The 13,758-nt window shown below is 72.2% G+C and carries 16 protein-coding genes; 9 read left to right on the forward strand and 7 right to left on the reverse strand.

Annotated features, from left to right (window positions below; genetic code table 11):
- From LRP67_RS00005 to LRP67_RS00015, 3 genes are all read left to right on the forward strand, one after another.
- Window positions 1-596: HNH endonuclease (locus LRP67_RS00005; protein ID WP_231267900.1), on the forward strand; the 596-nt coding region annotated here is incomplete at its 5' end.
- Window positions 597-697: 101 nt separating this feature from the next.
- Entirely contained in the window at window positions 698-1,237 is a 540-nt protein-coding gene (locus tag LRP67_RS00010) for a hypothetical protein (protein WP_231267901.1), read from the forward strand.
- 338 nt (window positions 1,238-1,575) lie between these two features.
- Window positions 1,576-1,953, forward strand: coding sequence for a hypothetical protein (locus tag LRP67_RS00015; RefSeq protein ID WP_231267902.1), 378 nt, complete (start codon window positions 1,576-1,578; stop codon window positions 1,951-1,953).
- Here the strand turns inward: LRP67_RS00015 and LRP67_RS00020 are convergent.
- Window positions 1,944-2,102, reverse strand: a complete 159-nt coding sequence (locus LRP67_RS00020) for a hypothetical protein (RefSeq protein ID WP_231244866.1) — start codon at window positions 2,100-2,102, stop codon at window positions 1,944-1,946. The two genes, LRP67_RS00015 and LRP67_RS00020, sit on opposite strands and share 10 nt — an antisense overlap.
- Window positions 2,103-2,120: 18 nt before the next feature.
- Between LRP67_RS00020 and LRP67_RS00025 the strand changes: the two genes are divergently transcribed.
- Entirely contained in the window at window positions 2,121-2,741 is a 621-nt protein-coding gene (locus tag LRP67_RS00025) for a hypothetical protein (RefSeq protein ID WP_231267903.1), read from the forward strand.
- Here the strand turns inward: LRP67_RS00025 and LRP67_RS00030 are convergent.
- From LRP67_RS00030 to LRP67_RS00040, 3 genes are all read right to left on the reverse strand, one after another.
- Complete coding sequence (locus LRP67_RS00030; protein WP_231267904.1) at window positions 2,731-3,414, reverse strand: alpha/beta hydrolase; 684 nt, start codon at window positions 3,412-3,414, stop codon at window positions 2,731-2,733. The two genes, LRP67_RS00025 and LRP67_RS00030, sit on opposite strands and share 11 nt — an antisense overlap.
- A 4-nt stretch (window positions 3,415-3,418) precedes the next feature.
- The gene (locus LRP67_RS00035) at window positions 3,419-3,949 is read right to left on the reverse strand and encodes a hypothetical protein (RefSeq protein ID WP_231267905.1); all 531 of its coding nucleotides are present in this window, start codon (window positions 3,947-3,949) and stop codon (window positions 3,419-3,421) included.
- Between the two features lie 149 nt (window positions 3,950-4,098).
- Window positions 4,099-4,578, reverse strand: coding sequence for a DUF4383 domain-containing protein (locus LRP67_RS00040; protein WP_231267906.1), 480 nt, complete (start codon window positions 4,576-4,578; stop codon window positions 4,099-4,101).
- Between the two features lie 126 nt (window positions 4,579-4,704).
- Between LRP67_RS00040 and LRP67_RS00045 the strand changes: the two genes are divergently transcribed.
- Window positions 4,705-6,981, forward strand: coding sequence for a catalase (locus LRP67_RS00045; protein WP_231267907.1), 2,277 nt, complete (start codon window positions 4,705-4,707; stop codon window positions 6,979-6,981).
- 1 nt (window position 6,982) lies between these two features.
- Here the strand turns inward: LRP67_RS00045 and LRP67_RS00050 are convergent, their stop codons facing one another.
- A complete protein-coding gene (locus LRP67_RS00050; RefSeq protein ID WP_231267908.1) occupies window positions 6,983-7,318 on the reverse strand; it encodes a TraR/DksA C4-type zinc finger protein in 336 nt (111 codons plus the stop codon).
- Window positions 7,315-10,800, reverse strand: a complete 3,486-nt coding sequence (locus LRP67_RS00055) for a class F sortase (RefSeq protein ID WP_231267909.1) — start codon at window positions 10,798-10,800, stop codon at window positions 7,315-7,317. The genes LRP67_RS00050 and LRP67_RS00055 overlap by 4 nt, the downstream gene beginning before the upstream one ends.
- A 197-nt stretch (window positions 10,801-10,997) precedes the next feature.
- Here LRP67_RS00055 and LRP67_RS00060 point away from each other — a divergent pair, with 197 nt between their 5' ends.
- From LRP67_RS00060 to LRP67_RS00070, 3 genes are read left to right on the forward strand one after another with little or no spacing between them, the layout of a single operon-like run.
- The gene (locus LRP67_RS00060) at window positions 10,998-11,249 is read left to right on the forward strand and encodes a hypothetical protein (RefSeq protein WP_231267910.1); all 252 of its coding nucleotides are present in this window, start codon (window positions 10,998-11,000) and stop codon (window positions 11,247-11,249) included.
- Window positions 11,236-11,754, forward strand: coding sequence for an AsnC family protein (locus LRP67_RS00065; RefSeq protein WP_231267911.1), 519 nt, complete (start codon window positions 11,236-11,238; stop codon window positions 11,752-11,754). The genes LRP67_RS00060 and LRP67_RS00065 overlap by 14 nt, the downstream gene beginning before the upstream one ends.
- A gap of 36 nt (window positions 11,755-11,790) precedes the next feature.
- Entirely contained in the window at window positions 11,791-12,435 is a 645-nt protein-coding gene (locus LRP67_RS00070; RefSeq protein WP_231267912.1) for a hypothetical protein, read from the forward strand.
- Between the two features lie 3 nt (window positions 12,436-12,438).
- On the opposite strand, the gene LRP67_RS00075 is transcribed toward LRP67_RS00070, so the two are convergent.
- Window positions 12,439-13,131 carry a SprT-like domain-containing protein gene (locus LRP67_RS00075; protein WP_231267913.1) on the reverse strand — a complete coding sequence of 231 codons (693 nt, stop codon included), beginning with the start codon at window positions 13,129-13,131 and terminating at the stop codon, window positions 12,439-12,441.
- 101 nt (window positions 13,132-13,232) lie between these two features.
- Here LRP67_RS00075 and LRP67_RS00080 point away from each other — a divergent pair, with 101 nt between their 5' ends.
- Entirely contained in the window at window positions 13,233-13,712 is a 480-nt protein-coding gene (locus LRP67_RS00080) for a universal stress protein (RefSeq protein ID WP_231267914.1), read from the forward strand.
- Window positions 13,713-13,758: the final 46 nt, after the last annotated feature.

Here is a 13,758-nt window from a genome sequence, read left to right on the forward strand (position 1 = left end):
ACACCCTCGTCGAGCGCGTCACCGGCGCCCCCACCCACGAGCCGGTCAAGGTCGAGGTCAAGCTCGTCATGACCGACCGCGCGTTCTTCGCCCCCACCCACGACCCCGCCCACCTCGAGGGCTACGGCCCCGTGCCCGCCCCCTGGGCGCGGGCGTTCGTCAAGGACGCCCTTCGCGGCACCCGGCTCTGGATCCGGCGCCTCTACGCCTCACCGCGCACCGGGCAGCTCATCGCGATGGACTCCCGCGCCCGCCTCGCCCCCGACGGCCTCGCCGAGTTCGTCGCCACCCGCGACCAGGACCTGTGCCGCACCCCGTGGTGCGGCGCCCCGATCCGCCACACCGACCACGTCCTCGCCTGGCAGCACGGCGGCCACACCACCGCGACCAACCTCCAAGGACTCTGCGAACGCTGCAACCACGCCAAACAGGCCCCCGGCTGGACCGCGCACTCCCTCACCACCCCCGACGGCACCCACACCATCGAGACCACCACCCCCACCGGCCACCGACATCACTCCCGCGCACCCGACCCACCCGGCCGCGTCGACATTTACCCGGCGAGGAAGGCCCTCGTCTACGAGCTGGTCGTCTAACCGGGCCTTCCCCGCGTTGTCCACAGCCTGCGCCGTAGCGCTTCCGGTCCCGTCGCCCGAGCGGTAACTTTCGAACCGCACCATCTCGGGAAGGACCTGTCGTGGACCGCGTACGACTGGCGGCGCTCCTCGCCGCGACCACCCTGGTCGTCGCTGCCTGCTCCGACGACGCCCCCGAACCCCGCGTGGAGCCAACGCCGAGCGCGAGCCCGAGTGAGTCCGGTACGCCCACACCGTCACCGCAAACTGAGCCAGCGAAACCAACGGCTCCTGAACAGACAGTCCGCGCCTGGGTGGAGGCGAGGAATAGGGCACTCGGGGGCGACGCGATCACCGGCGCGCAACAATTGAGCTCTCCTGACTGCAAGTCCTGCGCGGACCTCATTGATCCGATCGCAGAGACATACGAGAAGGGTGGTCGGTTCGAAACGCCGGGTTGGCGGGTCTTGCGAACGAGGATCACGCACAAGAAGCCAGGGGCCGTGCAGGTTACGACAGCGCTGTCTATGGCTGGGGGGACGACCTACGACGACGCCGCCGCGACCCCAGTTACTTACCCAGCGGAGAAGCGCATCGCAATCTTTGAGCTGAAGCAGTTGGAAAGCGAATGGCTCGTTTCACTCATCGGTTTCCTGGAATGAAAGCCTTCGTTGCGCTTTTGGTGGCGCTCGGGGCCTTGTCGACTCCCAGGGAGACAGCCGCTGCTGGCGGCTGTTCGTATGTTGCCTCGACAAACCTGATCGACGGGCATGCCTTTACCCATTTGGTTGCCCAATGTGATGGCACAACATCCACAACGGGGGGCGGATCGGTTCCCACCTTCGACGTTCCGGTGGGCGACGCCGCCTGTGTTGGCGCAGCTGGCCTCTGGGGATACAACCCCGGCGAATTCTGTTCTGGGGAAGCAGAGCCAACACTCACGCCCGGCATCGTCGCCGCCGCGTTTCGAGAGCTCCCCCTCCCACCCTCCGATCTCGTCGTGCAGCCACCGAACGGCCGGACCCTGGTGAACTTCAAGACGAACTTCTACACCGAGACCGAGCCGTTCACCCGCACGATCACCCTGCTGGGGCAGCAGGTGGACCTACGGATCCGCCCGAGCGGGTTCGGGTGGCGCTTCGGGGACGGCGAGTCGCTGAGCACGCGCAGTGGCGGGTCGCCGTACCCGCGACTCGAGATCACCCACCGCTACCTCGCCGAGGGGCAGGTGGGCCCGGCCGTGGACACCACTTACGCCGCCGACTGGCGCGTCAACGGCGGAGCGTGGCAGCCGGTGCCGGGCACGGTGACCATCCCAGGCGCGCCGGTGCCACTCGAGGTGGTCGAGGCGACGCCGACGCTGGTGGGCTACCGCTGATCGTCGAGCTCGGCGAGGCGCTCGTGCAGCTTGCGACGAACGTCGTCCGGAGTGACCTGCGCGCGCTTACGCTGCTCGCGGGCGATGATCGCCCCGGTGGCGGCCACCCCGGTCAGTCCCGCGATCCCTAGGATCTTCCACAGCTTCACCGACAGGACTCCCTCACGTTGGACACCACCAGGCTGACGCTCGACGCCGCGGCCGAGATCACCCGCACCGGCGACCTCTGGCTGTTCCGAGGCCGCTCCGCCGCCGACCACGCTATCCGGGTCCTGACCAACGCGCCGGTCAACCACGTCGGCATGGCGGTCGTGATCGACGACCTGCCGCCACTGATGTGGCATGCCGAGCTCGGCAAGGGGCTGATCGACGTGTGGACCGGCGAGCACCACCGCGGCGTGCAGCTGCACGATCTGCGCGACGCGGTGACGCAGTGGTGTGGGCGCTACGACCAGCGGGCGTGGTTGCGCCAGCTCGACCCGGAGGTGGATGCCGGCATGGAGGCGGCGGTGCTGCGCACGGTCGCGCGGCTGGACGGCACGCCGTTCCCCTCGACCGCGAAGCTGGTGGGCCGGTGGGCGCGCGGGCGCGTGCGGAGCAAGGCGCCGGCCGAGCTGACCTACTGCGCGGAGGTCGTCGCGGCGACGTACCAGGCCATGGGCCTGCTCGACGACCGGCGGCCCACCAACTACTACGACCCGGGCACCTTCTGGTCCGGCGACGGACTCGACCTCGAGCTGGGTGCTCGGCTGGGTCAGGAGATCCCGGTCGTGCTGCCTACGCCGTGACCCACTCGTCGCCGTCGAGGACCCGCATGACCGCGCTGGAGACCGAGCCGCGGGGGATGTGGCCGAGCAGGGACACCGCGGTGAACTCCGCGCCGTAGCCGTCGAAGGACCGCCCGTGGCGCAGCATCGCGTGCTTGCCGCCCGGGATGCTGATGAAGCCGACGTCCGTGGTCTGCGCGACGCGGCGGGCCACCGCCTCGGCACGCTGCGGCAGCGCGATCCGGTCGGCCAGGCCGTGCACGAAGAGCACCCGGCGCCCGGACAGGTCCACCGTGTCGTCGGGGTAGACCCACGGGTTCAGGGCGACGACGGACTCGACGCCCAGCCGGTCGCCGGCGAGCAGGGCGGCCCGGCCGCCGAGCGAGTGGCCGACGAGGCCGACCGGCAGCACGCCGTGCCTTCCTCGCAGCTCGTCCAGCGCCCACTCCACGTCGCGCACGGGGGTGTGCTGGGTGTCCCAGCCGCGGTAGGAGTTGAGCAGCCGGTAGACCGCGAGCTTGCCGCGTCCCTCGCGGGCGACCCGCTTGGCGGTGGGCGCCATCCGCACCACCGACAGCTGGGTGGGACTGACCATCATCCGCTGGCCGCGCGAGGCCCCACCGTGCATGATCAGCGCGATGCCGGTGGCGTGCTCTGGCTGGCGGACGGGGATGAGTCGCGGCTGGGCCTCCACGTCGTCAACTATCTCGGGTCGGCACAACCGCGTCGTCGCTACGACTCTCGCGGGCCTCCTCGTACGCCGGGGCGCGCAGCCGGCGCACCCAGTCGTACTGCTCGAGGCCCGGCAACCGGTGGCGCACCGGGTCGAACGAGATCACCTGGTCGTCGGCGAGCGTCTGGGTGAGCCGCAGGTCGGCGAGGTGGCGCCACTCCCCCTCGCCGACGGCGCAGAGGATCTCCACGGAGGCGTCGCCGCTGGCGCGCGCCGCTAGCAGGACGGGGCCGGCCGCGGTGCGGTAGGGCAGCAACGTCGTCGCGGGCCGCCCGTACTGCTCCTTGCTGAAGGTCAGCACGTGCCGGGTCAGCCGGCCCAGGCCGGTCGTCGCGAAGAGCAGGTCGCCGTGGCTCCCGTCGGGGTTGGTAACCCTGACCGCCAGCCCGTGGATGTCGGGCAGCGCCGTGGGCAGGCCGATGGCCCGCGACTGGCGCACCAGCACCTCGTCGGTCGAGACGGTGTCCAGGAACTCCACCCCCAGCGGCGGCTCCATGCCGTGCCGGTACAGGCACGCATGGAATACCTGCCCCTTCGGGTGCAGCGGCTTCGCTGCGGGTCGTAAGGCGGCCAAGGCGCGGGTGGCGGCGGACAACGCCGACCCACCCGCCGAGGCCGCGCGTCGTCCGAGCCGGGCCAGTCGACTCACATCGGGGTCTGGCTGCCGACGTCGCCGCGCAGCGCGCGCTGCGCCGCGAGACCCATGCCGACCATGGCGACCGCCAGGATGAGGTGCAGCCAGTTGTCCGCGTCGTTGAGCGGGACGAAGTTGGCATCGTGGTCGTGGTCGATGACCAGACCGTAGATCCACAGCACGAAGTAGACGATCCCGCCGCCGACGAGATAGGCGATCGCGGTGGTGGCCTTGCGCGCGAGCGCGAGGCCGGCGATGCCGAAGAGCAGGTGGACGATGTTGTGCAGGATCGACACCTGGAAGATCCCGAGCAGCTCGGCGCGGCTCTCGTGTCCGGCGAACTTCATCGTGTCGTAGTCGGTGGTGATGCCGGGGATGAAGCCGGCGACGCCGACCAGGAGGAACACCGCTCCGGTCACGAGCGCGAGGGTCTTCGCGACCTTGTCGCGGCCGTCGTGCGCGGTGCTGGCGTGCTGGTCACGAAGTGACATAAGAGCTCCTTCTCGAGTGCAGACGAGTGGCCGGTCCCCATGGATCCTCGGGCCATGCCGCCCATAGGGGTGATTCAGGAGGCGGATCCGGGTACCGGAGCGTCCGTACCCGTATCGAGGAGTCGCATGTCACCGAGCAAGCCAGCCAAGAAGGCCGCCCAGAAGGCGTCCAAGGCCGTCAAGTCCACCGTCGACAAGGCCGCCGAGCTCCTGGAGCCGACGATCCCCGGTACGCCGGGCAGCGCGCCGGCCCCGCTCGAGGAGCCGACCACCCCGGTGGAGCCGCTGCCGCCGAAGTCGGACCAGGGCACGCCCGACACCCGCACCCCCACGGGCGCCCACGTCGACGCCGAGCCCACCGACGCGGCCCAGCAGGGCGCCTACCTCACGACGTCCCAGGGCGCCCGCCTGCGCGATAGCGACCACTCGCTCAAGGCAGGACCGCGCGGCCCGACGCTGTTGCAGGACCACCACCTGCGCGAGAAGATCACCCACTTCGACCACGAGCGCATCCCCGAGCGCGTGGTGCACGCCCGCGGCGCGGGCGCCCACGGCGTGTTCGAGGGCTACGGCTCCGCGTCCTCCGTGACCAAGGCCGGCTTCCTCGCCAAGGGCAAGGAGACGCCGGTGTTCGTGCGGTTCTCCACCGTGCTCGGCTCACGTGGCTCGGCCGACACCGTGCGCGACACCCGTGGGTTCGCGACGAAGTTCTACACCGACGAGGGCACCTTCGACCTGGTCGGCAACAACATCCCGGTGTTCTTCATCCAGGACGGGATCAAGTTCCCCGACGTCATCCACGCCGGCAAGCCGCACCCGGACCGCGAGATCCCGCAGGCGCAGAGCGCGCACGACACGTTCTGGGACTTCGTCTCGCTGCACACCGAGGCCCAGAACCACACGATGTGGAACATGTCGGACCGCGGCATCCCGCGCTCGTACCGGATGATGGAGGGCTTCGGCGTCCACACCTTCCGCTGCGTCAACGAGGCCGGCAAGACCTCGCTGGTGAAGTTCCACTGGAAGCCCGTGCTGGGCGTCCACTCGCTCACCTGGGAGGAGGCGCAGCTGATCAACGGCATCGACCCCGACTTCCACCGTCGGGACCTCTACGACGCCATCGAGTCCGGCGCGTTCCCCCAGTGGGAGCTGGGGATCCAGGTGTTCGAGGACAACGAGGAGCAGATGTTCAACGGCATCGACCTGCTCGACCCCACCAAGATCGTGCCCGAGGAGCAGGCCGAGGTACAGCCGATCGGCCGGCTGACCCTCAACGCCAACCCGACCAACTTCTTCGCCGAGACCGAGCAGGTCGCCTTCCACGTCGGGCACCTGCCTCCGGGCATCGACGTCACCGACGACCCGCTGCTGCAGACGCGGCTCTTCTCCTACGTCGACACCCAGCTCACGCGGCTCGGCGGGCCGAACTTCTCGCAGATCCCGATCAACCGCCCGCACGCCCCCGTCAACGACATGCTGCGCGACGGCTTCCATCAGCACGCCGTCCACGGTGGCGTCGCGCCGTACAAGCCCAACTCGCTGGACGGCGGCTGCCCGTTCTTCGCCGGCGCCGACGCCGGCCCGGTCCTCGACCTGCCGGTCCGCGTCGCGGAAGGCACGAAGGTCCGCGAGAACCCGGCGTCGTTCGACGACCACTACAGCCAGCCGCGCCAGTTCTGGCTGAGCATGACCCCGGTGGAGAAGGAGCACATCATCCGGGCCTACACCTTCGAGCTCGGCAAGTGCTACGAGCAGTCGATCAAGGAGCGCCAGCTCCAGGCGCTGGCCAACATCGACCCGGTGCTGTGCCAGGAGGTCGCCACCGGCCTCGGCCTGCCCGCGCCGAAGGCGACCATCGCCCTGGAGGAGCCCGAGCTCAGCCCGGCGCTCTCCCAGGTCGGCGGCGAGTGGCCGGCCGACGGCCGCATGGTCGGGATCGTCGTCGACCCCGACGGCGACCTCGAGGGCGTCTCCGCGCTGCGCCGCACGATCGACGCCGCCGGCATGGTGCCGCTGCTGATCGCGCCGCACGGCGGCATGGTCGACGGGATGCCCGTCCAGCGGACGTTCGCGACCGGGCGCTCCGTGGAGTTCGACGTGCTGCTGGTCGCCGGGGCACCCGTGCCCGCGCCCGACGCGCTGGGCGCCCGGGACGACAAGGCGGGCACGCCCGACCAGCCGATGGTCGACCCTCGGGTCGTGCTGATGCTGCAGGAGTGCTTCCGGCACGCGAAGGTGATCGGCGTCTGGGGCGAGGGCGCCCACGCACTCACCGCGGCCGCCATCCCGGCGAGCGAGCCGGGAGTCGTCTCCGGCGAGGCCGCCGAGGCGGTCTTCACCGAGGTGCAGGCGCTCATGGCGTCCCACCGGGTGTGGGAGCGGTTCCCCGCCTCGGTCCAGTGACCTAGGCGCAGGCCACGCACGTGCGCGCCGTCGGGCGGACCTCCAACCGCCCGGCGGCGATCGCACGTCCGCACACCTCGCGCAGCCCGTACGTGCCGGCACTCAGCCGGTCCAGCGCGGCGCCCACCTCGTCGAGGTGCCGGGTCGCCTGCCGCACGAGCGCCCCCACCTGGGAGCGCTCGAACGCGATGGTCGCGCCCTCTGGGTCGTGCTCGTCGTCGGCGTTGGTGTCGCGCGAGGCGTCCACCACGCTGCGGAAGTCTCCGCGCAGCGTGGCCAGCCGCGCCTCAGTCCGGGCCCGGTCCGCGAGCAGCAGGTCGCGCGGCGATCCGGTCACGGCGTCGGTGTGGGTCCCGGCGCCGAGGGCAGCTGCGTCGGCTCCTCGGTGGGCTGCTCCGACGGCACCTCGTCGCTGGGCTCCTCCGACGGCTCCTCGGTGGGCTCCTCCGAAGGCGCCTCGGACGTCGGGGCGTCGTCGCTCGGCGTGGGCTCGCTGGTCGGGTCGGTCGGCTGCTGGGCCGGCTCGTCCTTCCGGTCCTCCGTGTCGTCGGAGTTCCCGCCCCCGTTGAACGTCGAGCCCGAGTCCTTGTCGCTGCCGCCGGTGTAGGACGAGACGCTGCGTCCGGTCACGGCCTCGAACGAGGCGATCAGGGCCAGCGCCACCAGGAAGGCCGCGGCCGCGCTGAGGCCGATCCTCTTCCACGGCAGGAGCCGCAGCCGCGCGCCCAGGCTCGTCGCCGGCTCGGTGTCCGGCTGCGCGGCGTCGTCCAGCTCGGCGCGCGCCTGGTCGAGCCGGTCGTCGGCCGCCCCGAGATGGGCCCGAGCCGCGCCGGTGTCGTCCTTGCGGCGACCGGCCCGCCGGACCTCGGCCTGGGCGACGCCCACCTTGAGCAGGGCGGCCTCCTGGGCCTTGGCCATGGTTCGCTTGCTCCTTGCCAGCCCTTGGGCGTAGAGCTGGGTCGCGACCGTCACGAGCACGCTGCCGAGCGCGGCGCCGATCAGGGTGCCGGCGGCGCCGAGGGTCGAGAGCAGGACGGCCGCCGTGACCGCCGCAAGGGCACCCGCCACCGTCTTGACCCAGTCGATCTTGGCCGCACTGTCTTCGGTCTGGGAGTCGTCAGTCATCTCTACCCAGGGTGCCAGCGGGGACCACAGATCCCACATGCGCGGCGCGTGAGTCAGGACACCTCCTCGGCGGTGACGACCAGGTTGTCGGCGTAGTGGAACGCCGCCCAGGTCTCGCCGGTTGGTGCAGGTCACCAGGTGCAGCAGGTGCGGGCCGTCGACGCGGAAGACCTGCCCGGGGACGCCGCGGCGCCGGTCGTAGCGGCGGATGCTGCGCACCACGAAGCGGTGCGCCTTGCCGCCGGGCTCGCTCCACCGCACGACGTCGCCGACCCGGGCCAGCCGCAGTCGCCACAGCGCGCCGGGCCGGTCGTGACGGTCCGAGACATGGCCCGAGACCACGCTCGAGCCGAGCAGGTCCGCGGAGGCCGCGGTCGCGCTGAGCCAGCCGAGGCGGTGGCGGCTGTTGGGGATCGCCATCGTGCCGTGGTCGAGACCGACCGCGTCGACCGGTGCGCGCACCCCGATCCGGTCGATGCGCAGCTCGCCCGCAGACCGGCGCCGCGCGTGTGCGGGCAGGGGCGGTGCGACGTACGGCCGATAGAGGTAACGGGGTCGGGTCGCGGTGGTGGGGTAGGACGCCTCGGGGTCCGGCCGGGCCCAGCCGGAGGGCACCTCGGGGATCCACGGCAAGGGCGGTCGGGTGATCAGCGCCGTCTCGAGCGGGAGCCCCGGCTCGGTCGCGACGGGCTCCGTCGTGGCCGTCTCGCGCAGGCGCTCGCTGTAGGTGTAGCACCCCGGGACGGCGACCACCGTGCCTCTCGTCTCGTAGGTGCCGCTGCCGCGCGCCACGAGCACGCCGCGATCGGCGACCGGCGCCGCACCCCAGCGCAGGTCCTCGCACGAGCCGTCCCGCCGCGGCGCGAGCGGGCCGTGCAGCGTCCACCGGACGGTCACCCGGTCGCTCTTCGCGAGGCCGCTGACGCGGACCGTGTCGCGCAGCCGGGCGCCCACGTGGGCGCGCTGGTCGGAGGCGACCGTGCGCACCCGGGGGGTACGGCGCACGGCCAGCGCGGTCTCGGTGGCCAGCCCGGGCGGGCTGCTCGCCTCGGTGGTCAGCGGGGTCGGCGGCAGGTGCTGGCTGTAGGTGTAGCAGCCGGCGCGGCGCAGCGTGGTCGACGGCGTGCGGTAGCGACCGTCGCCGGCGGCCGCGACCGTGCCGTGGGCGGCGACCGCGGAGCCCGCCCACGAGATCCCCGCACAGGTCCCGTCCGCAGCTGCCGGGCGCGGCCCGTGCAGCGTCCACTCGATCGTCACCGGGCTGTCCTCGATCCCCCCGAGGATCATGGTGTCGTGGAGGGCGTCGCCGACGTGGGCGCGCTGTCGGGACGCGGTGGTGCTGATCGTGGGGGTGAACGCGATGACCAGCGTCGTCTCCTCGACCAGCCCGCACCGGGTCGTGACCGGCACCGTCTCCTCGTCGCCCGGGAAGGCCTCCACCCAGGTGTAGTAGCCGACCCGGTCGACGCTCAGCGGCGGCGTCTCGTAGGTGCCGTCACCGGCGACCGGGAAGCTCACCCGGCCGGCGACCCGGTCGGGCGTGCAGTCGTCTCGGCCGGGCTGGGCGTCGAAGGGTCCGTAGAGCGTGGCGGCGACCTGGGCGGCGTACCGGTCGGGCAGGCCGGTGACCGTGACGACGTCGTGGATCTGCGCGCCGGGGGTCACCTCGGCGTCGGAGGTCTGGGTGACGACCTGCGGCCGTGCCTTGCGGATGCGGGCGCTGGCCTGCACCGCCGCCGTCGTGCGGCTCTCCTGGGCGATCCAGCCGCGCTGCTTGCCGGCGTCGCGGGCGTGGTCGCCGCCGTGGGCGCGCCAGTGACGCGTGCGGAAGAGCAGGCCGTCCGACGAGGGCCCGGCCGCGAAGGCGCGGACGCGGTAGCGCCCGACCTGGCGCGGGGTGACCCGCACGACCACGGCCTCGCGGCGCGAGACCAAGGGGCGCGGGCAGCGGATCGGGCCCCGGCACTCGAAGCGCACCCGCACCCCCGGCACCAGCCGGCCCGACGCGGCGCGGACCTGCACCCCGTAGGCGCGCGAGCGGCCGAGGTGCAGCGGGCCGCGGCGGCGGCTCTCCAGCTCCAGGCGGTACGGCCCGTAGTACGCCGAGGCGGCGCGCCACATCTGCTGGGCCAGCGCCATGATCCGCCCGTCCAGCCCGCCGACCGGCGGACGAACCGCCTCGCCGACGTCGAGCCCCTGGGGATAGACGACCGTCCCCCCGCGGCGCCGGCCGTCGCCCATCACCTCGCGGATGATCAGCGCGATCGCGGCGTCGCGCTCGTCGCTGCCGGTCGAGCCGTGGCCGGCCCAGGTCGAGATCACGTGGTTGAGCGCGGCCACCTCCCGGTCGCCGACCCGGTCACCGAGCTGGTTGACCAGGCGGTCGGTGGAGACGACCTGCGCGCGGCGGGGCAGGCGGGAGTCGTAGAGGAAGTCGATGCAGAAGAACACCCGCCCGCTCGGCGCCCGGTAGGTGCCGATCCAGGTCAGCCCACGGTGCTCTCCGTCGCGGTAGCGCAGGCAGGCTCCGTTGACCAGGTTGGGGTCGATGCGGCGGCAGGTCTCCTTGGCCACCCGGGTCGCCGCCTGCGCCGGCGGCGGGCCTCCCGGCGGGGCGAGGACCAGCGCCAGCCCGGCGACGAGCAGGGCGAGGACGGTGAGCAGGGACAGGGCGGGGCGGGGTATCCGAGACATGCCGACCACCGTGGCCAGCCGAACGTCGCCTGAAAAGCGCGATCCGTCGGCCTGTGGATGACCGCGTGAACGACGAGTCGCTGGCGTCCTGCATGGACCCGATCGAGGCCGAGCGCTCCCCGAGGTCCTCGCCGCCCATGACCAGGACATGTCAACGTTTGATTGACAGAATCGATGCGTCAACCTAGCCTTGACGCATGCCCTCGCGCCCCCCGCTTCGTCCTCGACGCTCCACCTCACTGAAGCTCGGCACGGTCCTCGTGCTCCTCGGGCTGCTGGCGAGGCTGCTGTCCCATGGTCGCGACGGGTTCGACAAGGGCCTGTTCCAGGGAATGTGCCTCGCCTGCATGGTGCTCGGCGCCTACCTGCTCGCGGCGGCGATCTTCCGTCCCGACCCGGCCAAGGAGCCGGGCGGCGACACCTGGCTGCCGAGCCGTGACGAGCGCTGAGCAGGCGGCGCTCGCCGACGCGATCGGGGCGGCCATCCTCGACGCCACCCCCCGCGGCGACGAGCTGGCGCTGGTGGCTCGGACCGCGCAGGCCGAGGCCGCCGTACGCCAGCTGCTCCAGCAGTCCGTCGCCGCCGCGCGAGCAGGTGGCCACAGCTGGGCCGCGATCGGGGAGCGGCTCGGCCTGAGCCGGCAGGCCGTGCAGCAGCGCTTCGGCGAGCGACCCGACACCGCCGCGCTGCCCGACGAGCAGCGCTGGCTCGGCCCCGTCACCGCCTTCGACGAGATGGGCGAGCTCGAGCTCGCGGGCCGGCTGGGCTGGCACACGGTGCAGGCCGGGATGCTGCGCCACCTCGTCGTGCGCACGCCGACGCAGTGGGAGCACAAGCGCGTCGTCTGGACCGGGTCCCTGAAGCGCTACGAGAAGGACGGCTGGGTCGTGGGGGCACGGGCCTTCCCGTGGATCTACCTGGTGCGCGACACCGGCCTGCCTGCCGAGTCCTGAGGTTTGCCCGGCGCTGGCCCATGGGAGGATCCGCCCATGAGCGAAGGCGAGCCCGGAGAGCAGATCAGCCCCGACGGAAAGTGGCGCTGGGACGGTCACAACTGGGTGCCGCACGAGCACGCCTCCGCGTCGCCGGCCTCCGGGTCGGCGTACGGTCAGCCGCAGCAGCCCTACGGGCAGTACCCGTCGGCGCCCTACGGTGCCTTCAACCCACCGCAGAAGAGCAACACGACGCGCAACGTGCTGCTGATCCTCGGCCTCGTCGGGCTGCTGATGCTCGGCGGCTGCGCGGCGCTGGTGGGGCTGGCCGTCAACGAGGTCGACAACACCGTCGACGAGATCACCGCCAACGACGACGCGCCCGGCGGTGTCGACAACCCGCTGACGATCGAGGAGGGCAAGGCCTTCGACGTCTACGGGTTCGAGTACCGCGAGGGCTGGTCCGTCGAGCCGGACGAGTCCGGGAGGGCCACGGCCGTGGGCCTGAAGTTCGAGAACCAGCGCGAGTCGATCGACAAGGCGAGCGTGGTGGTCAAGCTGCTGCGGAACAACGAGCTCCTCGCCACCGTCAAGTGCCACTCTGAGTCCGCGGAGGTCGGGCAGGTCGTGCCGCTCAAGTGCTACGGCGATGACGCCATGCCCACGGCCTACGACGAGATCACGATCGCCGACTCCTACTGACCCCTACTCGCGACCCGCGTCCACCCGCTCGGCGAGCGGGAACGGCACCGTCAGCACGCCGCCGCGGATCGCCAGGTGGTAGCGGGTGCGCCCGCGCTTGACCAGCGTGCCCACGACGCCCTCGTAGCGACCCTGGGCGATCACCCGCAGCCGCTCCCCCACGTCGGCCGGCAGACCCGCCTGGGGGACGGGCGGCCGGGCGAGGACGCGGCGCAGCTGGGCGTCGTAGGCCGGCGTCATGGCCACGCTGCGACCGTGGTGGGTCCAGGAGAAGAGGTGGGCCGGGTCGAAGGCCCGCGAGCAGGTGGCGCAGGCCATCGGGCGCTGGGGGCGGCGGTGCCGGGTCACCCGGTGACCGGCCGCGCACACGCCGACCCAGGCCCCGTCGACACCCGGGGTGTCGGCGGAGATCAGCCGCTCGCCGCTGCAGCCGATCCGCCGAGCGGTGGCCTTCCAGACCCGGTCGTGGCCGTGGCGCGCGCCGACCAGGGCGTGCGCGATCTCGTGCAGGATCGTGTCGCGCACGTCCGCCTCGCTGTGGACCTGCGTCAGCGGCGCGGACAGCCCGATGCGGCGCTCGGCCTCGCGGCAGATCCCGGCCCGCCGCTTGGCACGGTCGAAGACCAGCTCCCAGTCATGGAGTCCGTGCTCATCGAGCAGCGAGCGACCCAGCCGGGCCGCCTCCGTGAGCTGCACGCCGTACCTCCCTGTGTCGTCGTCGACCATCCTAGGAAGCGCCACCGACATCCATGGGCACCCCACGGCCCCGGGTGCGGCCGCGGTGAGAGACTGGGGCCATGACCACCGAGAAGCCTCTGATCATCGTCGGCAACGACGGCTCGAAGGCGGCCGAGCCGGCCCTGCATTGGGCGCTGCAGCATGCTCGCGCGGTGGGCGGCACCGTGCAGGTGGTGCGCGGCTGGTCCATGCGGACGGCGCCGCGCCCCGAGACCCAGACGTTCGGCCACATCCCCCCGATCGACGACTTCGAGACCGCGGTCCTGAAGGACCTCGAGCATGACTGCGCCGAGGTCGTCGCGGACTACGCCGACGTCGAGGTCGAGTACCTCGCCAGGCGCGGCCCCGCCGCCAACGCCTTGCTCGACTGCGCGGCCGAGGCCGATCTGATCGTCGTCGGCGCCCGCGGGCTGGGCGGTTTCCAAGGTCTCGCCCTCGGCTCCGTGAGCGACCAGGTCTCCCGACACGCCGCCTGCCCCGTCGTCATCGTCCGCAACGACACCTCCGCCGACACGGAACGCTCCCTGCCCCGGGAGTGAGCCCGGCCGCACCTTCCGCCGGGTCCCCCTAGAGGCATCCGACCCG

It is taken from the genome of Nocardioides sp. cx-169 (assembly GCF_021083605.1).
GTDB lineage: Bacteria > Actinomycetota > Actinomycetes > Propionibacteriales > Nocardioidaceae > Nocardioides.

Coding starts and splice junctions, on each gene's coding strand:
- LRP67_RS00035 (WP_231267905.1), bottom strand. CDS start 3,949: ATGGAGCCGCCGCTGGGGGTGGAGTTCCTGGACACCGTCTCGACCGAC.
- LRP67_RS00040 (WP_231267906.1), bottom strand. CDS start 4,578: ATGTCACTTCGTGACCAGCACGCCAGCACCGCGCACGACGGCCGCGAC.
- LRP67_RS00045 (WP_231267907.1), top strand. CDS start 4,705: ATGTCACCGAGCAAGCCAGCCAAGAAGGCCGCCCAGAAGGCGTCCAAG.
- LRP67_RS00055 (WP_231267909.1), bottom strand. CDS start 10,800: ATGTCTCGGATACCCCGCCCCGCCCTGTCCCTGCTCACCGTCCTCGCC.
- LRP67_RS00060 (WP_231267910.1), top strand. CDS start 10,998: ATGCCCTCGCGCCCCCCGCTTCGTCCTCGACGCTCCACCTCACTGAAG.
- LRP67_RS00070 (WP_231267912.1), top strand. CDS start 11,791: ATGAGCGAAGGCGAGCCCGGAGAGCAGATCAGCCCCGACGGAAAGTGG.
- LRP67_RS00080 (WP_231267914.1), top strand. CDS start 13,233: ATGACCACCGAGAAGCCTCTGATCATCGTCGGCAACGACGGCTCGAAG.